At 69.5% G+C, this 23,354-nt stretch carries 17 protein-coding genes, 2 pseudogenes and 2 CRISPR repeat arrays; of the genes and pseudogenes, 12 read left to right on the top strand and 7 right to left on the bottom strand.

Annotated features, from left to right (window positions below):
- Position 1: 1 nt before the first annotated feature.
- Positions 2-274: a CRISPR direct-repeat array (repeat unit 29 nt; unit sequence GTGCTCCCCGCGCCTGCGGGGGTGGTCCC).
- A 929-nt stretch (positions 275-1,203) separates the two neighbouring features.
- From casA to cas2e, 7 genes are all read left to right on the top strand, one after another.
- Positions 1,204-5,904 carry a type I-E CRISPR-associated protein Cse1/CasA gene (gene casA, locus GQS09_RS06975; RefSeq protein ID WP_207957548.1) on the top strand — a complete coding sequence of 1,567 codons (4,701 nt, stop codon included), beginning with the start codon at positions 1,204-1,206 and terminating at the stop codon, positions 5,902-5,904.
- A 44-nt stretch (positions 5,905-5,948) separates the two neighbouring features.
- A complete protein-coding gene (gene casB / locus GQS09_RS06970) occupies positions 5,949-6,818 on the top strand; it encodes a type I-E CRISPR-associated protein Cse2/CasB (protein WP_165985110.1) in 870 nt (289 codons plus the stop codon).
- 69 nt (positions 6,819-6,887) lie between these two features.
- Positions 6,888-8,090 carry a type I-E CRISPR-associated protein Cas7/Cse4/CasC gene (cas7e, locus tag GQS09_RS06965; protein ID WP_165985109.1) on the top strand — a complete coding sequence of 401 codons (1,203 nt, stop codon included), beginning with the start codon at positions 6,888-6,890 and terminating at the stop codon, positions 8,088-8,090.
- Positions 8,087-8,845, top strand: a complete 759-nt coding sequence (cas5e, locus tag GQS09_RS06960) for a type I-E CRISPR-associated protein Cas5/CasD (protein ID WP_165985108.1) — start codon at positions 8,087-8,089, stop codon at positions 8,843-8,845. Before cas7e ends, cas5e begins: the two co-directional genes overlap by 4 nt.
- A complete protein-coding gene (gene cas6e, locus GQS09_RS06955; RefSeq protein ID WP_165985107.1) occupies positions 8,845-9,561 on the top strand; it encodes a type I-E CRISPR-associated protein Cas6/Cse3/CasE in 717 nt (238 codons plus the stop codon). The genes cas5e and cas6e overlap by 1 nt, the downstream gene beginning before the upstream one ends.
- A 3-nt stretch (positions 9,562-9,564) precedes the next feature.
- Positions 9,565-10,512 (top strand): type I-E CRISPR-associated endonuclease Cas1e, encoded by a 948-nt coding sequence (cas1e, locus tag GQS09_RS06950; protein ID WP_165985106.1) that lies wholly within the window; start codon positions 9,565-9,567, stop codon positions 10,510-10,512.
- A complete protein-coding gene (gene cas2e / locus GQS09_RS06945; protein WP_165985105.1) occupies positions 10,509-10,871 on the top strand; it encodes a type I-E CRISPR-associated endoribonuclease Cas2e in 363 nt (120 codons plus the stop codon). The genes cas1e and cas2e overlap by 4 nt, the downstream gene beginning before the upstream one ends.
- Before the next feature lie 117 nt (positions 10,872-10,988).
- Positions 10,989-12,358: a CRISPR direct-repeat array (repeat unit 28 nt; unit sequence TGCTCCCCGCGCCTGCGGGGATGGTCCC).
- 58 nt (positions 12,359-12,416) lie between these two features.
- On the opposite strand, the gene GQS09_RS06940 is transcribed toward cas2e, so the two are convergent.
- The 5 genes and pseudogenes from GQS09_RS06940 to GQS09_RS06920 all read right to left on the bottom strand — a co-directional run bounded on the left by GQS09_RS06940 (position 12,417) and on the right by GQS09_RS06920 (position 14,594).
- The gene (locus GQS09_RS06940; RefSeq protein ID WP_165985104.1) at positions 12,417-12,740 is read right to left on the bottom strand and encodes a helix-turn-helix domain-containing protein; all 324 of its coding nucleotides are present in this window, start codon (positions 12,738-12,740) and stop codon (positions 12,417-12,419) included.
- A pseudogene (locus tag GQS09_RS06935) lies at positions 12,740-13,107 on the bottom strand (type II toxin-antitoxin system RelE/ParE family toxin). Before GQS09_RS06935 ends, GQS09_RS06940 begins: the two are co-directional and overlap by 1 nt.
- Positions 13,108-13,602: 495 nt before the next feature.
- A complete protein-coding gene (locus GQS09_RS06930; protein WP_165985103.1) occupies positions 13,603-13,842 on the bottom strand; it encodes an XRE family transcriptional regulator in 240 nt (79 codons plus the stop codon).
- A 51-nt stretch (positions 13,843-13,893) separates the two neighbouring features.
- On the bottom strand, positions 13,894-14,337 hold the full coding sequence (locus GQS09_RS06925; RefSeq protein WP_165985102.1) for a PIN domain-containing protein: 444 nt from the start codon (positions 14,335-14,337) through the stop codon (positions 13,894-13,896).
- A complete protein-coding gene (locus tag GQS09_RS06920) occupies positions 14,334-14,594 on the bottom strand; it encodes a CopG family transcriptional regulator (RefSeq protein ID WP_165985101.1) in 261 nt (86 codons plus the stop codon). Before GQS09_RS06920 ends, GQS09_RS06925 begins: the two co-directional genes overlap by 4 nt.
- Positions 14,595-15,512: 918 nt before the next feature.
- On the opposite strand from GQS09_RS06920, the gene GQS09_RS06915 reads away from it, so the two are divergent.
- From GQS09_RS06915 to GQS09_RS30915, 3 genes and pseudogenes are all read left to right on the top strand, one after another.
- Positions 15,513-15,761 carry a type II toxin-antitoxin system CcdA family antitoxin gene (locus GQS09_RS06915; RefSeq protein WP_165985100.1) on the top strand — a complete coding sequence of 83 codons (249 nt, stop codon included), beginning with the start codon at positions 15,513-15,515 and terminating at the stop codon, positions 15,759-15,761.
- Between the two features lie 141 nt (positions 15,762-15,902).
- The gene (locus GQS09_RS06905; protein ID WP_165985099.1) at positions 15,903-16,301 is read left to right on the top strand and encodes a PIN domain-containing protein; all 399 of its coding nucleotides are present in this window, start codon (positions 15,903-15,905) and stop codon (positions 16,299-16,301) included.
- Between the two features lie 7 nt (positions 16,302-16,308).
- Positions 16,309-16,452, top strand: a pseudogene (locus GQS09_RS30915) (DNA-binding protein); the annotation flags it as partial.
- Positions 16,453-16,900: 448 nt separating this feature from the next.
- On the opposite strand, the gene GQS09_RS06900 reads toward GQS09_RS30915, so the two are convergent.
- Positions 16,901-18,370, bottom strand: a complete 1,470-nt coding sequence (locus GQS09_RS06900) for a non-reducing end alpha-L-arabinofuranosidase family hydrolase (protein ID WP_165985098.1) — start codon at positions 18,368-18,370, stop codon at positions 16,901-16,903.
- A 1,132-nt stretch (positions 18,371-19,502) separates the two neighbouring features.
- On the opposite strand from GQS09_RS06900, the gene GQS09_RS06895 reads away from it, so the two are divergent.
- Together GQS09_RS06895 and GQS09_RS06890 are read left to right on the top strand one after the other, a co-directional pair.
- Positions 19,503-20,930, top strand: coding sequence for an endo-1,4-beta-xylanase (locus tag GQS09_RS06895; RefSeq protein WP_165985097.1), 1,428 nt, complete (start codon positions 19,503-19,505; stop codon positions 20,928-20,930).
- Positions 20,931-21,334: 404 nt separating this feature from the next.
- Positions 21,335-22,438: a hypothetical protein gene (locus GQS09_RS06890; protein ID WP_165985096.1), complete on the top strand. Its 1,104-nt coding sequence runs from the start codon at positions 21,335-21,337 to the stop codon at positions 22,436-22,438.
- A 218-nt stretch (positions 22,439-22,656) separates the two neighbouring features.
- On the opposite strand, the gene GQS09_RS06885 is transcribed toward GQS09_RS06890, so the two are convergent.
- Complete coding sequence (locus GQS09_RS06885; protein ID WP_165985115.1) at positions 22,657-23,292, bottom strand: TetR/AcrR family transcriptional regulator; 636 nt, start codon at positions 23,290-23,292, stop codon at positions 22,657-22,659.
- Positions 23,293-23,354 lie beyond the last annotated feature (62 nt).

The raw sequence follows: 23,354 nt of genomic DNA, 5'->3' as shown, positions 1-23,354 counted from the left end.
GGTGCTCCCCGCGCCTGCGGGGGTGGTCCCGTCATGTCACGGGAGGTGACAGCGAAGGACGTGTGCTCCCCGCGCCTGCGGGGGTGGTCCCGATGCGGACGCCGTCCACAGTGAGGCGACCGGGTGCTCCCCGCGCCTGCGGGGGTGGTCCCGCGCCGGCCGCGATCACCGGGTCCTTTGAGGTGTGCTCCCCGCGCCTGCGGGGGTGGTCCCAGCGGGCGTGGCGGCTCCTCGCGGGCCGCGAGGTGCTCCCCGCGCCTGCGGGGGTAGTCCTCCGACCTTCACCACCGAGCGGTGGCGGGCGGGGCCCCCGCGTCTACGGGAGTGCCCCGGCCATTCAGTACCCCCAGAGGTGGGCTACAGCGCTCCCCGCGTCTGCGAGAGGATGGCCCCGTCGGTGCCCGCTTCTACACTGCCCGTCACAGTGCTCCCCGCGCCTGCGGGGGTGGCCCCTAGGAAGGCCGGGCGCCTGTGTGGCGTGCTGAATGCTCCCTGCCGCTGCGGGGCTGAAAGATCCGAGGAACACATGCACTGAAGAACAGTTGTTCGGATCATCGAATCTCAGATCAATAAACCAGGAGGGCTGAGCGGCACTCAGTCACAAGAGAGCTTTAGGTTTAGAACTAGGATGTCCGAGCTCCAAGAGGGTCGCACAACAAAGGCACTTCACCTGAAACATGCTAGGGTCGATCTGAAGGCACGTCAGATGCACGGCTCCCGACAAATGAAGTCGGGCCCGTGTACTTCTCGTTGGGGCGAGAAGGACGGGCCCGACATGTCTTGCCAGTGCATTAGCCAAGACGAAGGAGAGTGTACCTGTGGGTACCACGAAAGGGTCCGATCACTCCTCGGGGTCCCCGCCCCATCCTTGTGAGCGGAAGTTACTCTTTGCGCTTCTCGCCGCCTGCTTGGCGGCACCCACCCCGTATGCCCCCATGCTGTGGGGAGCCGTTGCGGTGTTGATCCTCATCCCTTGAAACCCATGCCTCGGATCTGCTGGGCCTGGGAGATGACGAGGACCTTGCGTCTGTCGATGCAGACGCAAGCCTCCTCGGCGGCCTCTCCACCGGCGCAGCAAGGCCTCTACCATCCCGCTCCGCGTCACGGGGGTATTTCGGAGGAAGACCTACCCAAGGGGAGTCAAGCGTGTTCCATACCCCTGTGATCACGCATCCCGAGGACGGCGAGGCTCCTTTCGCCGGGTTGTCCCGGGCCGCACGAGCGGCATGGGCGAAGCACGACCGGAAGACGGAGAGTTGGCTGCCCTTGTGGCGGCACATGGCGGACAGCGGGGGCGTCGCCGGGGAGCTGTGGGAGCACTGGGTGCCCCGCACGCTCCAGGAGTTGGTGTCCGGGGCGTTGCCGGCTGGGGAGGAGGACGCCCGCAAGCTCGTGCGGTTCCTCGCGACCGCGCACGACATCGGCAAGGCCACCCCCGCCTTCGCCTGCCAGGTCGACACTCTGGCCGATCGCATGCGGGATGTCGGCCTCGACATGCCGTTGAAGAAGGATTACGGACTGGACCGACGGCTGGCGCCCCACGGGCTGGCGGGCCAACTGCTCCTGCAGGAGTGGATGGAGGAACGGTTCGGGCTCACCGGGCGAACCTCCGGGCAGTTCGCCGTCGTGGCGGGTGGTCACCACGGGACGCCCCCCGATCACCAGCAGATCCACGACCTCCAGTTGCGTCCGCATCTTCTGCGGCATCCGGGACCGAGCGAGGAGGTGTGGCGCCGGGTTCAGTACGAGTTGATGGATGGGTGCGCGGATCTGGCGGGGGTGACGAATCGGCTGCCGGAGTGGGGGACGGCGCGGTTGCCCCAGCCCGTACAGGTGATCCTGACCGCCCTGGTGATCGTGTCCGACTGGATCGCCAGCGCTTCGGAACTCTTCCCCTACGACCCCGAGAGCTGGCTTCCCGCCGGGCCGATCGGCGAACGGCGTCGGTTACGGGCGGCGTGGGACGGTCTCGACCTGCCGAAGCCCTGGACGCCCGGGATGCCGCGGGAGTCGACGGGGGAACTGTTCGCGAAGCGGTTCCCGAAGCTGAGGGGCGCGGAGGTGCGGCCGGTCCAGGAGGAGGCGGTCCGCGTGGCGCGTTCCATGCCGACAGCCGGGCTGATCATGGTCGAGGCGGCCATGGGTGCGGGGAAGACCGAGGCCGCCCTCGCCGCGGCCGAGGTTCTCGCCGCGCGGACGGGCGCGGGGGGCGTGCTCGTGGCGCTGCCCACCCGGGCCACCTCCGATGCCATGTTCTCCCGGCTGATGAACTGGGTGGAACAGCTGCCCGCGGGCGACGGAGAACCCCGTTCCGTCGTCCTGGCCCATGCCAAGGCGGCGCTCAACGGCCGGTGGGCCGGCCTGCTGAAACAGGGACACCGGACCATCGCCGCAGTTGACCCGGACGGGGAGGAGCGTGTCGGTGAAGCAGGGTCGAAGCGCGGCCAACCGGCCGAACTCCATGCCCATCAGTGGCTGCGGGGCCGGAAGAAGCAGCTTCTCGCGTCGTTCGCGGTGGGCACCATCGATCAGGTGCTGTTCGCCGGGCTGAAGAGCCGGCATCTGGCGCTGCGGCATCTGGCGGTGGCGGGCAAGGTCGTGATCATCGACGAGGTGCACGCCTACGACGCGTACATGGGGCGGTACCTGGATCGGGTCCTGGAGTGGTTGGCGGCGTACCGGGTGCCGGTGGTGCTGCTTTCCGCGACTCTTCCGGCCGAGCGCAGGCGTGCTCTGGCCGCCGCCTACGCAGGGTCGGCAGGGGCGGATGCAGAGGTGGCGGCGGACGCCTATCCCCTGATCACGGCCGTAGCCCCGGGTCGTCCGGCTCTCACCGTTCGACCCGCGTTCGACTCGGGGCGCGATACGGATGTGGTGGTGGAGCGGCTGGATGATGACGTGACGGTCTTGGCCGACCGGTTGGAGGAGGAGCTGGCCGACGGCGGTTGTGCCCTGGTCGTGCGCAACACGGTCGACCGGGTCCTGGAGGCCGCCGAGGTGCTGCGGAAGCGGTTCGGCGATGACGCGGTGACGGTGACGCACTCCCGTTTCCTGGCCGCCGACCGTGCCGCGAAGGACACGGATCTGCGGGAACGGTTCGGCCCGGGGGGCGAGAGGCGACCCGAGCGGCACGTGGTGGTGGCCAGCCAGGTGGTGGAGCAGTCCCTGGACATCGACTTCGACGTGCTGGTCACCGATCTCGCCCCGGTGGACCTGGTGTTGCAGCGGATGGGTCGGTTGCACCGGCATCCGCGACGACGCCCGAAGAAGCTGACCCGGGCGCGGTGCCTGGTGACCGGCGTGGACTGGGAGGCGACGCCGCCCTCGCCCGTCAAGGGATCGCGAGCCGTCTACCAGGGCGACTACACGCTTCTGCGTGCGCTGGCCGTGCTCGGACCCCATCTGGACGGGAAGCCCCTGCGGCTTCCCGCCGACATCAGCCCGCTGGTGCAGAGCGCCTACGGCGAGGAGGAGGTCGGGCCGAAGACGTGGGCGGAGGAACTGGCCGAGGCCCGCGGGAAACACCGCGCGCTGCTGTCGGAGAAGCGGGACAAGGCGGAGGGGTTCCTCCTGGACCGGGTGCGCCGACCGGGTCGCCCGGTGTACGGGTGGCTGGAGGCCCACGCCGGGGACGCCGACGACAGCAGCACGGGCCGCGCCCAGGTGCGGGACGGCGAGGAGACCCTGGAGGTGCTGGTCGTCCAGCGGCGGGCGGACGGTCGGCTGACCACCGTGCCGTGGCTGGACGGTGGCGAGGAGGGCGGGCGGGGTGGCTTGGAGCTGCCCACGGACTTCCCGCCGGGCCGTCGCGCGGCCGAGGCGGTCGCCGCGAGCGCCCTGACCCTGCCGGGGCGTTTCAGCAAGCCCTGGCTGATCGACCGCACCATCGACGAGTTGGAGCGTTTCCTGGTCCCGGCCTGGCAGGTGAAGGAGTGCCCCTGGCTGGCCGGCGAGCTGTTGCTCGTCCTCGATGAGCGTTGTCAGACCCGACTGGCAGGCTTCGACCTCACGTACAGCCCGGTCGACGGACTGCGGGTGGCTCCCTCCGGCGTGCCCGCGAACACCCCGGGTCCGTCCGAAGACGGCTCCGGGCCGGAAGAAAGTGATCAAGGTGAACAGAGCAGGCGTGATGGGGAAGCATCGGCGGGAGTGCCGGTTAGCGGCACTCCCGCGAGCGGGGAGCACGCGGGAGGAAGGTCGGTGAGTGCGGAGCCGTCGGCGGCCACCGGACCGCCGTCCTTTGATCTGGTTTCCTCCCCATGGCTGCCCGTGCAACGGCTCGACGGAACGGTCGAGGAGCTGTCCCTGCTCGGCCTCTTCGCCCGGGCGGGCGACCTGCGACGGCTGGTGGGGGATGTGCCCACGCAGGAGATGGCCCTGCTGCGTCTGCTGCTGGCGATCGTGTACGACGCCCTGGACGGCCCCGCCGAGATCGAGGACTGGGAGGATCTGTGGCTGTCGCCGGATCCCTTCTCCGGTCTCCCGGCGTACCTCGAACGCCACCGCGATCGCTTCGGCCTGTTCCACCCCGAGCATCCGTTCTACCAGGTGGCGGGGTTGTGCACCGCCAAGCAGGAAGTGGCTCCGCTCAGCCGGATCGTCGCCGACGTTCCGGTGGGCACCGTCTTCTTCTCCATGCGGCGCCCGGGAGTCGACCGGCTCCCGTATGCCGAAGCCGCCCGATGGCTGGTGCACACCCACGCCTACGACACCTCCGGCATCAAGTCCGCCATGGTGGGCGACGAGGACCGGGCGAAGAAGGGGAAGGTCTATCCCCTGGGCGTGGGCTCCCTGGGCAATCTGGGAGGGGTCTTCGCGGAGGGCTCCACGCTGCGGGAAACGCTGCTGCTCAACCTCATCGCCTTCGAGGACGCGTACGAGAAGTCGGAGGGCGGTGAGGGGGGCGAGGACCGTCCCGTGTGGCGGCGTCCCCCGCCGGGCCCCGGGCCGCGCGGGGAGGACTCCGGTGGCGCCCACCCCACCGGTCTGCGGGACCTCTACACCTGGCAGTCCCGAAGGATCCGGTTGCACGCCGAGAACGGCGCGGTGACCGGTGTGGTCCTCGGTTACGGCGATCCGCTCGCCCTCCCCGCGCCGTGGAAGGTGGAGCCGATGTCGGGCTGGCGTCGCAGCCCGACGCAGGAGAAGAAGCAGGGCCGGGTGCCGGTGTACACACCGCGACGGCACGACCCGAGCCGAGCGGCTTGGCGCGGCCTGGGCTCGCTGCTGCCGGCCCGGCAAGGGGATACGGACACCGGAAAGCGGGGGGAGCCCGCCGAGGCCCTGCGCCCCGGGGTGGCCGAGTGGTTCGCCCGGGTCATCACCTCCACCGAGATCACCCCGGGCACACTGATCCGGCTGCGCCTGGTCGGCGCGGTGTACGGCACCCAGCAGTCCGTGGTGGACGAGATCGTGGACGACTCGGTGGTGCTGCCGGTGATCACCCTGCACGAGAAGAACCCGGTGTACGGCGCCGCGGCCGTGGACGCGGTCCACGAGGCGGAGTCGGCCGTGGCCGCGCTGGGCCAACTCGCCGGGAACCTCGCCCGGGCCGCCGGCACGAATCCCCAAGCACCCGTCGACGCCGCCCGTGACCTGGGCTTCGGAACGCTGGACGGACCCTACCGGGCCTGGCTGAAGGACCTGTTGGCCTATCCCGATCCGGCCACGGCACGCCAGGAGTGGCGACGCACGGTCCGCCGACACGTCCTGCGGCTCGGTCGTCAACTTCTCGCCTCCGCCGGGCCCGCCGCGGACGAGGGACGAATGACGGATGTCCCCGGCATCGGGACCCGCTTGATGGACGCCGGCCGCGCCCACAACTGGTTCGTCCACCGACTGAACAAGGTGCTGGGACCGGCCGGGGAACGCCCCGCCGCCGGCACCCCCACTTCCTCCCGTTGAGCCGGTCCGGGCACCGCCCGCGACAACCGTACGGAGAACCCATCATGACCACGAGCACCCGTCCCGCCGACGGCGGAGACGGCTCCACCCGCACCGGAAGCGGCGATCGGCACCACCTCCCCCGCCGGGCCACGCTTCGCACCATTCCCCGCCTGCAGGCCGGATACCGGCAGGACGTTCCGGCCGCCGTGGCGGCGGTGGCCAGACTGCGGCGCGAGGCCGGCCGGAGGGTGTACGCCTCGCCCACCGGGTGGGGACTCCACCACCTGGAGGCCCTGACGGAACTCCGGGAGGAGGAACGCCGGGCAGAGGAGGAACGTCACGAAGGCATGCCCGCATCCGGGCACATCCCCTCCCCCCGTCGTCGGATGGACGAGCGAGATACGGAGAGCGAGGAGGAGGCGGTGCACCTCGCCGTCACCCTCTGGGCGCTCCACCAGCACTCCCTTCGCGACGAACCGATGCACGTGCCCGGCTGGCCGCTCGGCCGTTCGGTACGGCGGCTGGCCCACGGAAAGTGCGGCACGCGTGACCGCTCCGAGCCATCCGATGCCGGGAAAGAGCCGGGCGACGGCAAGCGGGAGGAGACCGAGCCGGTCGAGGAGATCAGCCCGACCATCCGCAAACGCTTCGTGCGGATCGGCACCTCGACCGATATCGACACCCTGGGCGTCCGCCTGCGCGAGATGGTGCTGCTGCTGCGCGCCTCGCGGATTCCCCTGGACTACGGGCTTCTCGCCGACCAACTCCACCTGTGGCAGAACGAGAACCGCCGCGACGATGTCCGACGCGCCTGGGGCCGCGAGTTCCACTTCGCCTACGGCAGGGCCGAGCCCGGGAGCGAGGAGGGGAACGGAGCGTCTCCCCTCGACGAGGACCTGCCGGACTTCACCATCGCCGACGCGGGTGACTAACCCCCGCCGCTCATCCCGGCGCCGCACATCGACGGAACACCACCAGATCACAAGCAGAACGGAACCACGGTGACCCGAACCATCCTCGATGTCCACATCCTCCAGACCGTCCCGCCGAGCAACCTGAACCGCGACGACACCGGAACGCCCAAGTCGGCATACTTCGGAGGAGTTCGCCGGGCGCGGGTCTCCAGCCAGGCATGGAAGCGCGCCACCCGGAAGGCATTCAACGACCTTCTGCCCCCCGAGGAACTCGGCGTCCGGACGAAGAAGGTGGCCGAGGCCCTGGCCGAGCGAATCATCGCCCGGGACGAGTCGCTGGAACCGGTGGCGGTCGAACTCGCCGCCAAGATCCTCAAGGCGGCGACCGGCTCGGACATCACGGTCCCCAAGCGCAAGGGGAAGAACGAGGACGGCTCCGCGGCACCGGAGTCCTCCTACCTGATGTTCCTCAGCAGGAGGCAGCTGGACGCCCTCGCCGAACTGGCCATCGCGGGCAGCGGCCCCGGCAAGGACGTGCAGGCTCTGGAGGAACACCTCAAAAACAAGGAGAACAAGGCCAGGGCCCGGGCGGCGATCGACGCCCGGCACTCGGTGGACATCGCGCTCTTCGGACGGATGGTCGCGGACTCCGCCGACCTCAACGTGGAGGCGGCCGCACAGGTGGCCCACGCCCTCAGCGTGCACAAGTCGGACATCGAGTCCGACTACTACACCGCCGTGGACGACCTCAACACGGATGAGGAAACCGGCGCCGGGATGATCGGCACCATCGATTTCAACTCCGCGACCCTCTACCGGTACGCCGCCGTGGACGTCGACGAGTTGCGGCGCAACCTCGGTGTCGGACTCCGGAAGGACGAGGCACCCGGCACCCCGGTGGAGAAGGCGGTCACCGCTTTCCTCGAAGCCTTCATCACCTCTCTCCCGACCGGGAAGATCAACACCTTCGGCAACCACACCCTGCCCTCGGCGGTGATCGTGAAGGTGCGCGACCGCCGGCCGGTCAGCTTCATCGGGGCCTTCGAGAAGCCGGTGCAGAAGGGCAAGGAAGGCGGCTTCCTGGAGCAGAGTTGCCGGCGCCTCGCCGCTCACGTGCCGGAGCTGGAGAAGCAGTACGGGCTGACGAAGAAGGACGGCAACCGCGGATGGGTCTTCCGTGTCGGCGAGGACACGAAGGCGCTCGCCGACCTCGGCTCCGAGGTCACGCTGGAGGAACTGCTGGAGGAAGCCGGAGCCGAGGTGGCGCGTCGGCTGGGGTTTGACGCATGACGGTGCTGCTGCTGCGCCTGGCCGGGCCCCTCCAGTCCTGGGGCTCGGCGGCCCGTTTCGCCCGCCGCGGCACGGAGAACGCGCCCACCAAGAGCGGAGTGCTCGGACTGCTCGCCGCAGCCGAGGGCCGCCCCCGGAACGCGGACCTCTCGGATCTGACGGCCCTGCGGTTCGGCGTACGGATCGACCAACCCGGCTCACGGATGCGGGACTTCCACACCGCGCACCACGCCGACTCGGGCAAATCGATGCCGCTCTCCGACCGGTTCTACCTCGCCGACGCGGTGTTCGTCGCCGGTGTCGAGGGGCACCGGGAGCTGATCCGGCGCCTGTACGAGGCCGTGCGCGCACCGCGCTTCCTGCCCTACCTCGGCCGTCGCTCCTGCCCGCCCTCCCGCCCCCTGGACATGGGAGCTCCGCAGGAGGGTGTCTCCCTGGAGAAGGCCCTGCGCCGGGCCGAGTGGCAGGCATCCGACTGGTACGTCGAGCAGCTCGGACGAACGGCGAGGTACGGGGGCGGCCCGGCCGGCCCCGAGTCACTGGACCTGCTGCTCGACTGCCCGCCGGACCAGACTCCGCACCTGTCCCTGCGCGACAAGCCCGTCAGCTTCGACCCGCGCCACCGGCAGTACGCCCTGCGGGGCGTACTCACCGAGCAGACCACCGCCCCTCCACGCCACGATCCGACGTCTGCCCTCCGTCCCGTCGATCCGCCCACCGGCAGCGCGACGGAGAGCTTCCCGAGGACTTCCTGATGTATCTGACACGTTTCCGCATCAACACCGCCCGCACCGGGGCTCGTCGGCTTCTCGGATCGCCCCACTTCATGCACGGTGCCGTGAACATGGCCTTCCCCGACCTCCCGACCCGGGACGGGGAGGGGCCCCGGGTGCTGTGGCGCGTGGACCACCACGCATCGGGGCGGGCCGACCTGTTCATGGTCAGCCCCACCCGCCCCGACCTGGCACACCTCGTCGAACAGGCCGGCTGGCCCACGTCCGAGGAACCGGGATGGACCACATTCGCCTATGGCGAATTCCTGGACGCCCTCGCGACGGGTGACACCTGGGCGTTCCGGCTCGCGGCGAACCCGGTGCACCACACCCGCAAACCGGGTGAATCCCGCGAGGTCAGAACAAAGCGGACCGCCCACCTGACCCCGCAGCACCAGGTGCGCTGGCTGCTGCAGCGCCAGGAGCGGGCCGGTTTCGAAGTGACTCGGAAGCCGGCCGGCCAGCGGCTGACCGAGCACGGGGACGAGCACGAGGTGATCGCCCATACCAAGTCTCCCCTCCGGTTCCGCAAGCGGGACGACAGCACTCCGCGAGGCGATGTGCGCTTTGTCAGCGTCACCTTCGACGGCCGGCTGCGGATCACCGACATCGACGCCTTCCGCCACACCCTCACCCACGGGCTGGGCAAGGCCAAGGCGTACGGGTGCGGTCTCATGACCCTCGCCCCGGTGCGGTGAGCGATGAGCACCGTCAGCCGCAGAAGTACCTCATCGCCCCGTGACCTCACCCGGATCGTTGATCGGGTCTCATTCGTCTACCTGGAACGGTGCACCGTCCACCGGGAGGACAATGCGATCACCGCCACGGACGCCGACGGGGTGACCCACATCCCGTCCGCCACCATCGGCACCCTGCTGCTGGGTCCCGGCACCCGGGTGACCCACCAGGCCATGTCGGTCCTCGGCGAGTGCGGGGCCGGGGTGGTGTGGGTCGGCGAGCAGGGTGTGCGCTTCTACGCCGGAGGGCGGGCCCTGACCCGCTCCTCCGGGCTGGTCGAGGCGCAGGCCACGGCGTGGGCGAACCGCCGCACCCGCCTGGAGGTGGCCCGGGCCATGTACCGGCTGCGCTTCCCGGACGAGGACCCGGCCGGTTGCACGCGCCAGGACCTGCTGAGCATGGAGGGCCGCCGTCTCAAGGAGTGCTACCGCCGGGAATCGGCTCGCACCGGCGTGCCCTGGCGTCGCCGCGAGTACAACCGCGACGACTTCTCCGCCGGGGACGCTCCGAACCAGGGGGTGACGGCAGCCGCCCAGTGCATGTACGGCATCGCGCACGCCGTGGTCACAGCCCTCGGCTGCTCACCGGGGCTGGGATTCGTGCATTCCGGCCATGAACGCTCCTTCGTCATGGACGTGGCCGACCTCTACAAGACAGACGTGGCGATACCCGCCGCCTTCGACGCGGCGGCGGAGGGCCAGGAGGACGTGGCGACCCGCACTCGAAGGGCGCTGCGGGACCGCATCAGCCAAACTGGCCTCCTCGACCGCTGCGTGAAAGACATCAAGAACCTGCTCGGCTACGACGGAACCCGCGATACATCGGACGCCCGGGATCGGGTGACGCTGCTGGGCGACGGAGACCTCCACGTCGAAAGCGGGCGCAACCACGGTGAGGAACCCATCTGGTGACCGTCATCGTCCTCGCCAACTGCCCCACCGGCCTGCGCGGATTTCTCACCCGCTGGCTGCTGGAGATCTCCCCCGGAGTCTTCCTTGGCGCCCCCTCGGCCCGCGTACGGGACATCCTGTGGGCCGAGGTACGCCAGTACTCGGGAAAGGGACGAGCCCTGCTCGCCTACCAGACCAACAACGAACAGGGCTTCACCTTCGAGAGCCATGACCACGTCTGGCATCCCATCGACCACGAGGGCCTGACCTTGATCCACCGCCCCAGCCTCGCGAATCCCACCGGAGAGACACGCGCCCAGAACCCCCCGCCCCAGGGCTGGAGCAAGGCGGCCAAACGCCGGCGCTTCGGCAACCGATAGAGCCGAGGAACTGGCCCACCCTTTCGACCTGAAGGTCAGGATTACACCCAATGTCGGAATCTCTGCAAGCAAGTAAAAACTGGCCCCCCGCAGGATAAAGACGCTGGTCGACTCCTCTGCTCCCCGCGCCTGCGGGGATGGTCCCCGGATCAGGTTGTGGTGCCTGCCGGGCACGGTCTGCTCCCCGCGCCTGCGGGGATGGTCCCGCGACCTGTGTTTCGTGGGCGACACCGCCCAACTGCTCCCCGCGCCTGCGGGGATGGTCCCCCGGTGCAAGTCCTCGGCCACGACCCCCGCCGCTGCTCCCCGCGCCTGCGGGGATGGTCCCAAATCGCTCATGCTGTTCACGAAGACCCGCCCCTGCTCCCCGCGCCTGCGGGGATGGTCCCAGCCACAAGTTGACGCGGGATGCGCTCAGGGCCTGCTCCCCGCGCCTGCGGGGATGGTCCCCAACGGGGCTTGTTCTGATGTGGGCACCGCGCCTGCTCCCCGCGCCTGCGGGGATGGTCCCATCTCCCGCAGCGCCTGCCCGTACCAGAGCTGCTGCTCCCCGCGCCTGCGGGGATGGTCCCTCGTCGGCCATCTGGTAGCGCCAGGCGGTGGCCTGCTCCCCGCGCCTGCGGGGATGGTCCCCAACGGGGCTTGTTCTGATGTGGGCACCGCGCCTGCTCCCCGCGCCTGCGGGGATGGTCCCATCTCCCGCAGCGCCTGCCCGTACCAGAGCTGCTGCTCCCCGCGCCTGCGGGGATGGTCCCTCGTCGGCCATCTGGTAGCGCCAGGCGGTGCGCTGCTCCCCGCGCCTGCGGGGATGGTCCCCAGCAGCTCGGGCCGCGCGCCGTCCTCGGCCGCTGCTCCCCGCGCCTGCGGGGATGGTCCCTGCGGGCAGCTGCGGCGGCCCAGTTCTACGGCCTGCTCCCCGCGCCTGCGGGGATGGTCCCCCTGTGGTCGTGCGGTGCTTCCTGGACGAGCACTGCTCCCCGCGCCTGCGGGGATAGTCCCGACCCGGGAACGGGAGCGGGCGGAGCAGCCCACTGCTCCCCGCGCCTGCGGGGATGGTCCCTGCTGATCACCCGCGACCGCGCGAGCGGTCTCGTGCTCCCCGCGCCTGCGGGGATGGTCCCTGTCCAGCACCTCAACCGGGGCGATCAGGCCCCTGCTCCCCGCGCCTGCGGGGATGGTCCCGAGACCGACACGAACAAGGAGAGGACCTGTGCGTGCTCCCCGCGCCTGCGGGGATGGTCCCTGTCCAGCACCTCAACCGGGGCGATCAGGCCCCTGCTCCCCGCGCCTGCGGGGATGGTCCCGAGACCGACACGAACAAGGAGAGGACCTGTGTCTGCTCCCCGCGCCTGCGGGGATGGTCCCCGGCTGCCCGGCAACCTCGGCGGTGAAGACCGCTGCTCCCCGCGCCTGCGGGGATGGTCCCTTGGTGAAGGACGGCGGGCCGGGCGGCCCCGGGTGCTCCCCGCGCCTGCGGGGATGGTCCCCACTCCTACCAGATGCAGCACCTGGGGGTTCAGTCGTTCTCGACTGAGAGGTGCATACTCATGCCGCGTGCGGGGTGAAGGTGACGCGGGAGTCTTCCGCCTCCAGGGACACGTTCAGCGAGCCGTTCAGGGCCTTGGCCAGGCGACGCAGCAGCGGAAGCGTGGGTACGGTGTCACCTCCCTCGATGCGGGAGATCTGCGGCTGGGTCATGCCCGCACGCTCGGCCAGTTCGGCCTGGGAGAGTCCCATCTCCATGCGGCGGTCATAGATGGCTTGCCCGAGGTCGCCGGCCAGACGGGCGTCGACGTAGTCCTGGTCGTACTCAACGGCCTCACCGAGAAGCTGCCTGGTACGACGCGTATTCCACTGGCTATGGTTCATCACGCCTCCCTTGTGCGGTCGTAAATGTGCTGCGCCGGGCCATGCTCGGCCTCGCAGACCTTCTGGGCTTGGTGGGCTCGTTCGATTTCGGCTGCTTCACGCATCCTGGTCTTGCGGAAGACCGTCAGCAGAACGATCCGCCTGTCTGGGGCGAGCCAGTACGGGATGCGAACAGCGTCCCCGTCGAGGGTCATCGCAGTTCACGTAGCTTGCCTCCCAGGTGCCGTGAGTACGGTTCGCCGAGCGTCGTGGGCTCGGCAAGGAGACGGTCCGCCTTGTCCTCGACGCGACGGTACAGGCGGAGCGGAAGCAGCTCTGGCCAACCCCGCACTTCGGGTTCGGCCTCGATCGCGTACCCGTCATCCATGCATTCAACGATATATACAATCGGATGCATACGGCAAGCTCATCGATGGGGCCAGCCGCCGAGACAAGGCCGACGTCGGCCTAGACCAGCTATCCCGCCCGCCGCGAGCGCGGATCCCAAGGCGCGGCCTCGTTCGAGCCCGCGCTAGGTCATCACAGTCCTGCCGACATCGACCTTCCCGCCGTGGGATGACTCTCTGCGATGGTGTTCGCGCTTCTCCCGGGAGGCGTGCCCCATCCATGCCCTTCAGAGCGGTCAGCAACGGTCACAAGGGGCGCTCACAGGCCCTTTGCCAAAGGGGTGGATGCGGAAGTTTACGCAGGTCAAGCAATGTTTCTGTGCGGAAGCGCCGGTGATTCCCAAGCTCAGAGCGCGAGTTCGATTCTCGTCGCCCGCTTGACACAAAATGCCCAGGTCAGGGGCGTGATCCCCGGCCTGGGCAGTTGTGCTGTCCGCTCCGATTCAAGCCCCGCGCACCATAGCCGCGCGAGACGGTCAGGCGACGGTGAACTCGGTGTCGCCGAAGTCCGCGGCCACGCGCAGCCGCCCGCCGAGCGCTTCCACGTACGAGCGGAGGGTTGCCAGTCCGGTGCGGTCGGTGTCACCGTGCTCGATCGCGGACACGCGCGGGGCTGAGACCCCCATGGCCTCGGCGTCCGCGCGCTGGGTCAGCGCCTGCTCACGCCGGATCTCCGCGAGCCGGTACGCCCGCACCTCCGCCACCAGCCGGTCCATCGCCGCACGCTCTCCTCCGAGGACCGGACAGGCAGAGGCTTCCCTCCCCTTTCAGACGGGGAGGTCGTCCGGGAGGAGACGGAATGCCTTGTGGCGGCCCAGGGGACGTACCGCGCGGAAGTCGCGGCGGTCCAGGGTCAGGATCGCATCGGTGTCGTAGTCCGCGGCGAGGGCGACGTTGACGGCGTCGGCCAGATCGAGATCAAGGGCGGCGCAGCGGGCACGAAGTGACTGGGCCGCGGCCAGGTGCTGCTCGGTCACCTCGGGAACCGCGGCCCGGCCCCGGGCCATCCAACGCCGGATGTCGTCGACAGCGCTCACCGCCGCCGCCCGGCCCAGTTCACGGGTGGCGACATGGTCCAGCTCGGCCAGCAGGAGAGGCGACATCACCAGCAGGCCGGCGGCCATGAGGGCCTCACCGGCCGCCACGTGTTCGGGATGGGTGGAGTCCAGGGCAGCGAGCAGGCCCGAGGTGTCGGCGATGACGATGATCACGCGGCGGTCCCGGACTCCGTCTCCCGCTGGGCGGCCTCGGCGACAGCCTCCCTCACCTCATCCCGGCCGAGAGTACGGCCGGCCCCTTCGAACGTCCGGGAGAAGAAGGGCTCGTTCCAGACCCGGTTCGCCATGGCGGCCAGATGAATGCCCTGACGGATGATCTCGGCCTCGCTGACACCGCGACGCCGGGCCGCTTCCTTGATGATCGCCAGATCTTCCGGATCGGCGTAGACGTTGGTGCGCTTGAGAGACATGTACCTATCGTAGTACACGTGGTCGCCACCACACCGCCAGGACGCCGCGATGCCCGGGCCTCGACTCACCCAAGGCAGCGCAGTGCCGGCGTGCCCCATCCGTGCCCTTCAGAGCGGGCAGCACCGGTCAGCAGCGGTGCGATCAGGGCTTCGCGGGGGCGTCGGCAGGTAGCCGTTTACGCAGGTCAGGGATGGTTTGGGTGCTGAAAGGCCGGGGACTCCCGAGCTCAGAGCGCGAGTTCGATTCTCGTCGCGCCCGCTCCACACGCGAAAAGGCCCAGGCCAGGGACATGAGCCCCAACCCGGGCCTTTGTCTTGTCCAGACCAATTAAGCCCACGCGCACCAGAAGTCCCGCCGGATCGCTTCCCGGCCGCCTTCTCTCGCTCCCCCTGAACCCGGGCGTGCAGCGCGTCGGCGACCTCCCGCGACGCACATCCGTGGCCCATGTGCCGACCCGGGATTTCGTCTCCCCGGGGCGCGCGCCGACCGGAGGTCAGCTCAGGCTCGGCGGGCCGCTCCCACATCCCGGCCGGCTCCGGAGCGGCAACCAACTGCCGCAGCCCGGCCTGTTCCTCCGGCCGGGCGGGATCGCAGGCCGCCAGGTACACCCAGCGGCCGCAAGCGCGTCCACCTGGGGCCGTGGGACCACCGGCCGTTCCGGAACCGATTCCCGCCCCCCCCCGAATGCGGCCGGCCCCGATCTGGTTCCCGGCAGCGTGGTTGTCCGCCTCACGCCGTGTCTCGAAGGCGTGCGGCACCGGTCGCTCCATCCCGTCCGTCCTGAGGTGCCGAGCCTGGTGCGGCCGGACGGCAGTTTCCGGATTGCCGGTGGAGAAGCCGGCCGTGATCAGCCCTGGAGGGCTCGCAACACTCCGGCTCGCATCAAGGATGGCGCATATTGCAGTATGCTTGCAGTCATGGCCAGTACCACACGGATCACCGTGACGCTGCCCACCGAGCAGGTGGCGGAGCTGAAAAAGCTGACCGACAACATTTCCGGATATGTGGCAGAGGCGGTAGCCCGGCAGATCCGGCACCATTTGCTCGGGGAGGATCTGCACCGCCACCAGGAGCAGCATGGCGCCTTCACCGACGAGGAACTGGCCGAGGCACACGAACGGATCTTCGGGTACGAGGAGGGCACCGGGGAGCCGGAAGCGGCATGAAGCAGATCGAGACGGTCGTGCTGGACTCCCAGGGACTCTCGGCCTGGGTGGTCCAGGACCGCAAGACGCTGGCGCTGTTCCAGGNGAGGCACACGAACGGATCTTCGGGTACGAGGAGGGCACCGGGGAGCCGGAAGCGGCATGAAGCAGATCGAGACGGTCGTGCTGGACTCCCAGGGACTCTCGGCCTGGGTGGTCCAGGACCGCAAGACGCTGGCGCTGTTCCAGGTTTTCCATGAGATGGGTGCCGACCTGGTGATCAGCGCCAACACGATCGTGGAGGCCAGTCACGGCCGGGTGAACATGCCCCGGCTGCGCTGGGCGCTGTCCCGGCTGAAGATCGAACCGGTCACCGACCAGGCCGCGAAGGCGGCGGCGGAGCTACTGAAAGCCACCGGGCTGCACGGTCACAAATACGCCATCGACGCCACCGTCGCCGAGGCGGCACTGCGCCAGCCCGGTCCCGTTGCCATGCTGACCTCCGATATCGACGACATGCGCAGACTCTGCGGCGACCGCATCCGCCTCATCGCCGTCTGANGCCACCGGGCTGCACGGTCACAAATACGCCATCGACGCCACCGTCGCCGAGGCGGCACTGCGCCAGCCCGGTCCCGTTGCCATGCTGACCTCCGATATCGACGACATGCGCAGACTCTGCGGCGACCGCATCCGCCTCATCGCCGTCTGACACCGCAGACTGCCCCCGTGCCCCATCCGTGCCCTTCACCGCGGTCAGCAGCAGACAACAACGGTGACAAGAGCACTCGGCCGTGCCCCACCGGAACCGACAGCCCCACCCCCGATCACCATCTGCTCATCGAACTCGCCCGGACAACGGTGCTCAACAAGCTACGCATGGTCCTCAAGTGCGCCCGACACCATCGCCCACAGCATCGAACTCGACGAACACCGCCGCCGAGCCCGCCACGGACCAGGGGGCCGATCGGCCGGATTCACCGGGCAGGGCTCCGCCCCGCCCGATCTCGCGGGCGGGACGGCCCTCGGACCGTGAGCGTTGCCCGACCCGCGCTCCGTCGCCGTATGAGTCCTGGCGTTGCCGCGTGGCGTGGCGGGCTCGGCCTTCCGCCGAGCCCGCCACGCCGGCTCCATGCCGGAGCCGGAGCCGTGTCACGCCGTCAGCGCTGCAGTGTCAGCAGGCCCGGACGGTAGGGGAGGAGGCCGTAGTCGCCTCCGGAGTCGGGGCTGCGTCCCTGGTAGAGGAGCTGCAGATTGCAGGGGTCGACGGTCATGGTCTGATCGGCGCTGGTGCGGAGCAGTTCGCCGTGGCTGATGTCGTTGGTCCAGGTGGCGCCGCTGTTGGCCTTGCCGGCGAAGGGGTTGCTCTCGCTCGCGGCCTGGGGTGTCCATGAGCCGTTCAGGCTGGTGGCTGTGAACGAGCGGAAGTAGCGGCCCTGCGAGCCGATCGCCTCGACGATCATGAGGTAGCGGTTCTGGCCCTGCAGCTTGTAGACCTGCGGGGCTTCGAACAGGTTGTTCGTCGTATCGCTCATGATCACTGTCGAGGTCGTGCCGAAGCTGCCCGGGAAGTTCCCGATCGGCATACTGGCCCGGTAGATCCTGCCGTTGTCACCGGCGAAGAACAGGTACATGTGCGTGTCGTCGGCGATGAGCGTCTGGTCGATGGGTCCGGTCGGGGAGTCGGAGATGCTTCCGGAGAAGAGCTCCTGCTCGGCTGACCAGCCGTTCGGGTTCGTGGGGTCGCTCGATGTCCGGTAGGAGAAGGCGGTTCTGCCCCACTGGTAGGCGAGCACCCAGATGTTCTTCGGCGCGAAGTAGAAGAGCGTGGGCGCGACGGTGGAAGCCGACATCGCGTTCTGGCCGGCCGAGGCCATCTGCGACCAGTCGCTGAACGGGCTGAAGTTCATCGAACCCCAGCGCGTCCCGGTGTCGTGCGTCGTCGCATAGACGAGGTGCCGGCCGTTGTAGGGGGCGACGGTGAAGTCCTTGAGCGAGACCCACCCCGACCTGGGCTGCGCCAGCGCGCCCGTTGATGTCCAGCGGTATGTCGAGGGAAGAGCGCACGGGCCGCCGGGGTTGCTGTCGCCGACCTTGACGAGCTGCCACTGCTGGTTGGCGCCGCCCCAGTCGTCGTACTGGACGATGTTCGCGTTGTCGGCGGTGGAGGCGCCCTGTACTTCGAGGGCCTTGTTGCTGTGGCGCGAAATCAGCCTCACGTGGCCGTCCGAGCTGTCGGCCAGCCGCCACTGCTGGTTGGCCCCGTTGTGGTCGGCCCACTGGACGATCGAGCCGCCGTTCGCGGTGGACCAGTTGTAGACGTCCAGGACCTTGCCGGAGTGGCGGGACTTGATGCGGTAGTAGCCGCCGCCGGAGTCGACGAACTGCCACTGCTGCTGGCTCTGATCGTTCCTGGTCCACTGGGTGATGCGGGCGCCGTCGTTGGTCGCCAGGTTGTAGACGTCCAGGGCCTTGCCGCTATTGCGGTTGACCAGCACATACCAGGCGTTGGTGTCGACGGTCGCCGCGCCGGCGGGCTGGGCACCGAGGAAGGTGGCCACGAGCAGCAAGGGCGCAAGGACGGCGATCGGGCGTCTCAGGCGGAGCCGGGACGGACGGCGAAACCACATCAGAGGCCTCCCTTTCTGGGGTGGGGGGTGAGGTGACCCCGATGAACTACGGAACGGCCGCCCGGGGGTCAGGGACGGGAGAGGTGCGAAGGCGGCCGCGTATGCGAAGAGTTGGTGCGCTGGGCGCTCAAGCCGGAGCAGTTCGCCGTGGACCGAGACGCGAGAGGTCTCCGGCCTTCGGCCGCCCCGGCTGACGCCCGGTTGTGACGGCTACCGCCAGAGGGCCGTCACGCCGGCGGCTCCACCAGGCGTCCGGGGGGTGTTGGCCATGGAGACCTCCGGGTGGGACGTGTGAGTTGCCGAAAAACTTGCGAAACTTCACGGACTCCTTGACGCGACAAGCTAGGAACGTGGGGCCTCCCGGTCAAGGCCTGTCGCCGATCTGTCCGTAAACAGCGCCTCTCCTTCGGGCTTCAGCGAGCACGTCCGGCCCTGGCCGGTACTCGACCTCGTGCGGCCGGCCGGAACCCGGACCCTGTCACCTCAGGGCCGCGTGAGCTCGCCGACGTGCTGGTTCGATCCTTTCGCCGGGGTCCGGCGCTACGGCATCCGCCGACGGCGGCGCTGGGGCCTGGCGGTCCCCGTCCGACTCGCCGGGTTACGAAAAGTTCCGGGCAAGGCGCGAAAATTTTTTCGCGAGGGCTTGACGATCCACCGTCAAACCCGCAATCTCGCTGTCTGAGAAGTCGGTCACGGTTCGAAATTTCGAACCGTGTGCCCCGAGCAATCTGTGCTGCACGGCAGAAAAACCGCGCACCACAGCACCCGCACCGCCCCGTTTCCGATCCGGTGAGGTCCGCACCCGCGCATCCTGGCTCTTCGCACAGGTGGAGAGGTACGCGACGCCGCGTGGCGGTCCCCCCGGCTGAGCCGCGATGGAGTACCCCCATGCCTCTGTCGAAACCCGGCCACCGCCCCGCGTCCGGTACGCGCGGCCGTGGTCGTCCGCCACGGCCTGGCGCCGGCGTCGCTCACCGTCCCGCCGAATCCGCTGCCCTTCGCGCGCCCATGGTGTCCGGTGATCCCGTGATGCCCGGATTCCGGCCCGCCTCGTCCGCCTGCCGCGTGGGGGCGGACAACGCCTTCCGCCGCACTTCAGTCCTTCCGTGATGTCGACCCTGGAGGCACAGTCATGGGCTCGTATGCCATATCCCCACCCGCCGTCCGCCGGAGGTTCCGCGGTCTGCTGATAGCCCTGATCGTCGGCGTCCTCGGGATGGCCGGTGCACTGGTCGCGCCGCCGAGAGCACACGCCGCCGAGAGCACGCTCGGCGCCGCGGCGGCGCAGAGCGGTCGTTACTTCGGCGTCGCCATCGCCGCGGGCAGGATGAACGACTCGACGTACATAACGATCGCGAACCGCGAGTTCAACTCGGTGACGGCCGAGAACGAGATGAAGATCGACGCCCTCCAACCCCAGCGGGGCCAGTTCAACTTCGCCGCCGGGGACCGCATCTACAACTGGGCGGTGCAGAACGGCAAGCAGGTGCGCGGCCACACCCTGGCCTGGCACTCCCAGCAGCCCGGCTGGATGCAGAGCCTCAGCGGCGGCGCGCTGCGCCAGGCGATGATCGACCACATCAACGGCGTGATGGGCCACTACAGGGGCAAGATCGCCGAGTGGGACGTCGTGAACGAGGCCTTCGCCGACGGCGGTTCGGGAGCCCGGCGCGACTCCAACCTGCAGCGCACCGGCAACGACTGGATCGAGGTCGCCTTCCGCACCGCGCGCGCCGCCGACCCGGCCGCCAAGCTCTGCTACAACGACTACAACGTCGAGAACTGGAACGCGGCCAAGACCCAGGCCATGTACGCCATGGTCCGGGACTTCAAGCAGCGCGGCGTGCCGATCGACTGCGTCGGCTTCCAGGCGCACTTCAACGAGGGCAACCCCTACAACAGCAACTTCCGCACCACCCTGCAGAGTTTCGCCGCCCTCGGGGTCGACGTCTCCGTCACCGAACTCGACATCCAGGGCGCCTCGCCCACGACCTACGCCAACGTGATCAACGACTGCCTGGCAGTCGCGCGCTGCCTCGGCATCACCGTCTGGGGTGTGCGCGACAGCGACTCCTGGCGATCGCACCACACGCCGCTGCTGTTCAACGACAACGGCAGCAAGAAGCCCGCCTACGACGCCGTCCTCGACGCACTCAACGGAGGCTCGTCCGAGCCGCCCCCTCCGGACTCCGGGCAGATCAGGGGCGTCGGTTCGGGCCGGTGCGTGGACGTGCCGGGCGCCAGCACCTCCGACGGCACCCAGGTCCAGCTGTGGGACTGCCACGGCGGCACCAACCAGCAGTGGACGTACACCGCCGCCGGCGAGCTCAGGGTCTACGGCAACAAGTGCCTGGACGCCGGCGGCACCGGCAACGGCACCAGAGTCCAGATCTACAGCTGCTGGGGCGGCGACAACCAGAAGTGGCGCGTGAACTCCGACGGCTCCATCGTCGGCGTCCAGTCCGGCCTCTGCCTCGACGCCGCAGGCTCCGGCAACGGCGCCCTGCTCCAGCTCTACTCCTGCTGGAACGGCAGCAACCAGCGCTGGACCGTTACCTGACGGGGCCTGCCGCCGACAAGGGAGTGAATCGATGAAGGCCTGCGGTGCGGCTCTCTCCGCCCGCCCACGCAGACCTCGAAGGCAGTCCCGGTTCACCGCCGTACTGGCGGCAGTCCTCGCGACGGCCTGCTCACCTCGGTGATCACCGCGCCCGCTCAGGGCTGCCGGCGCCTGCCGAGGCCGCGGCGGTGGACACAGGCGCTCCGGTACGTCCTGGTCGATCGCAGCAGCGGCAAGGCGGTGGAGGTGCGGGGCGCCTCCACCGCCGGCGGCGGCAGCGTCGTCCAGCATGCCGACCGGGGCGGCGCCAACCAGCAGCGGCACATGATCAAGCTGTCGTCCGGTGGCGGGGGCGGAGCGGCAACGCCCGGAGCAACAAGTGGAGCGACGTACGCGTCTGCACCGTGGAGGCCATCGCCCGCCGTGAGGCGCCCGTGCCCCATCCAGCGCCGGATGTCGTCGAAGCGCTCACCGTAGCCGCCCGGCCCGGTTCACCGGTGGCGACATGGTCCGGCTCGGCCGGCAGGAGAGGCGACATCACCAGCCACCGCGGAGGCGCTGCGGCGCTCTCCGGCCCGGGCCATGCGGTGCTGCACGGCGCCGATCCAGCGTCCCGCCTGTGGTCGGACGGGCGTACGGAACGCACACGGGACTTCTATGCTGTCGTGGTGACGAATACCATGCGCCGGCCCGAGGAGCGACGGGGGGACACCCTCCGGGTCATCACCCACAGTGACCCCGTGACGCTCTTGGGTACGGCTCTTGCCCTCGTGCTGTCCTTGTCGTTAGGGCTTACCGGTGCGGCCAGCGGTGTCGAGTCGCTGTTGGCGGGCTTGATGGTCACCACTGTCTCCCTCGTCCTGGGCGCCACGGCCCGCGCTGAACGCCGTTTCGAACTCAGGGAACTTGTACGTGCCCCGGACTGGCTGGCGGGAGAGCTGACCGCAATCGCCGGCGCAAGCCGACGCATCGGGGAGCAGCGCTCCGGCGAGTTGCTCCACACCGAGGCACGGCAGCTGATAGGGCGGCTGGTGGAAGACCTGCACGACCTGAGCCGGGGACGCATGGAACGACGGGGAGACGACTACGAGCATCTCCTCGCCGCCACCCGCACCTGCCAGAACCATCTGCAGGCCGTCACCAATATCGCGCACGAAACGGCCTGGTGGCGCAGCGACGTGGGCAATGCCTACTGGCAGGCCAACCTTGAGGCGATGGCGCGGGGTGTGCGCATCACCCGGGTTTTCATCACGGACGAAGTCTCCCCCGAGCTGAACGATCTGGTGGAAGAGCAACGACAGGCGGGAGTGGCGGTGCTCGTCGCCGAGCGCCGGACCCTGGACACCGACCTGAACCGGAACTTCGCCGTCTGGGACGGTCAATGCGGGTGGGAGGCGCAGGCCAATGCCCGGGGGGAAACCGTCGCCAATCTCTTCGTGGTCAATGAGTACGAAGTGCGCCGACTCCGCAATTACTTCAGTCGCCTGGTCCCCGCGGCCGAGAGCTGATCACCGGTGGGCAGGACGGTCGGCCGGCCCACGCGGCCGACGCCCGCGGAACGGAGCCCGCGGAACGGAGCCCGCGGCCGGCGCCTCCTGCCTCGTCCCAGCCGTTGGCGCAGGACGCTCCCCGGTCTCCGCCCCGGTGGCGCGTTCCGCCCGGGCCCGGCACGCGGGTCCGGTGCTCACCGTCCCTGCTGAGGCCGGGCCCCGGCCGGGCGTGGTCCTCAGCGGTGGCCGGCCGTGCCGGGGAGGGGCGGGCTCTGGCCGGGGGCGCATCCCCGGAGGATGTGCGCGATCGTGTCGTCCAGCCCGTGCTCGGACGCGCCCGGGGGGAGCATGCCGCTCGCGGCGAGGGAGGCGTAGCCGTGGAGCGCCGAGAAGACCGCCAGGGTCAGGCGTTCCGCCGGTCCCGGACGCACCTCGCCGCGGCGCTGCCCGTCGGTGATCATTTCGATGATCTGCTCGTATCCGCGATGGGCCGAGGCGACGAGAGCCTCGGAGGCCGCGGGCTCGTGTTTGGCCGCGTACATCAGGTCCAGCAGTTCGGCGTTGGCGGTCGCGAAGTCCACGTAGGCGCGGGCCACGGCGTCCAGCCGCCGGGCGAAGGTCTCGCCGGCCTGCTCCCGGCAGGCGGTGAGGAGTGCGCCGAGCCGTTCGAATCCGGAGAGCGCCAGGGCGTCGAGCAGGGCCTGCTTGTCCTTGAAGTGGCGGCCCGGTGCGGCGTGGCTGACGCCCAGGTCGCGGGCGAGTTCCCGCAGGGACAGGGCGCCCCGCCCCTTCTCCCTGAGGGTCTCCTCGGCACGGTTCAGCAGGGCTGCGCGGAGGTCTCCGTGGTGATAGCGGTGCGGCGCGGTCTGCATGGTGGTGAGTGTAACGAGGGGGTTGGCACCGCCAACAATGTTGACATTGACATCATTGTTGG

The sequence above is a fragment of the Streptomyces sp. YIM 98790 genome (assembly GCF_011421595.1).
GTDB lineage: Bacteria > Actinomycetota > Actinomycetes > Streptomycetales > Streptomycetaceae > Streptomyces.
This window is presented reverse-complemented; position numbering and strand designations above follow the sequence as displayed.

Coding starts and splice junctions, on each gene's coding strand:
- GQS09_RS06895 (WP_165985097.1), top strand. CDS start 19,503: ATGGGCTCGTATGCCATATCCCCACCCGCCGTCCGCCGGAGGTTCCGC.
- GQS09_RS06885 (WP_165985115.1), bottom strand. CDS start 23,292: ATGCAGACCGCGCCGCACCGCTATCACCACGGAGACCTCCGCGCAGCC.
- casB (WP_165985110.1), top strand. CDS start 5,949: ATGACCACGAGCACCCGTCCCGCCGACGGCGGAGACGGCTCCACCCGC.
- GQS09_RS06920 (WP_165985101.1), bottom strand. CDS start 14,594: ATGTCTCTCAAGCGCACCAACGTCTACGCCGATCCGGAAGATCTGGCG.
- cas5e (WP_165985108.1), top strand. CDS start 8,087: ATGACGGTGCTGCTGCTGCGCCTGGCCGGGCCCCTCCAGTCCTGGGGC.
- GQS09_RS06915 (WP_165985100.1), top strand. CDS start 15,513: ATGGCCAGTACCACACGGATCACCGTGACGCTGCCCACCGAGCAGGTG.
- cas6e (WP_165985107.1), top strand. CDS start 8,845: ATGTATCTGACACGTTTCCGCATCAACACCGCCCGCACCGGGGCTCGT.
- GQS09_RS06940 (WP_165985104.1), bottom strand. CDS start 12,740: ATGAACCATAGCCAGTGGAATACGCGTCGTACCAGGCAGCTTCTCGGT.
- GQS09_RS06930 (WP_165985103.1), bottom strand. CDS start 13,842: ATGGACCGGCTGGTGGCGGAGGTGCGGGCGTACCGGCTCGCGGAGATC.
- GQS09_RS06905 (WP_165985099.1), top strand. CDS start 15,903: ATGAAGCAGATCGAGACGGTCGTGCTGGACTCCCAGGGACTCTCGGCC.
- cas1e (WP_165985106.1), top strand. CDS start 9,565: ATGAGCACCGTCAGCCGCAGAAGTACCTCATCGCCCCGTGACCTCACC.
- GQS09_RS06900 (WP_165985098.1), bottom strand. CDS start 18,370: ATGTGGTTTCGCCGTCCGTCCCGGCTCCGCCTGAGACGCCCGATCGCC.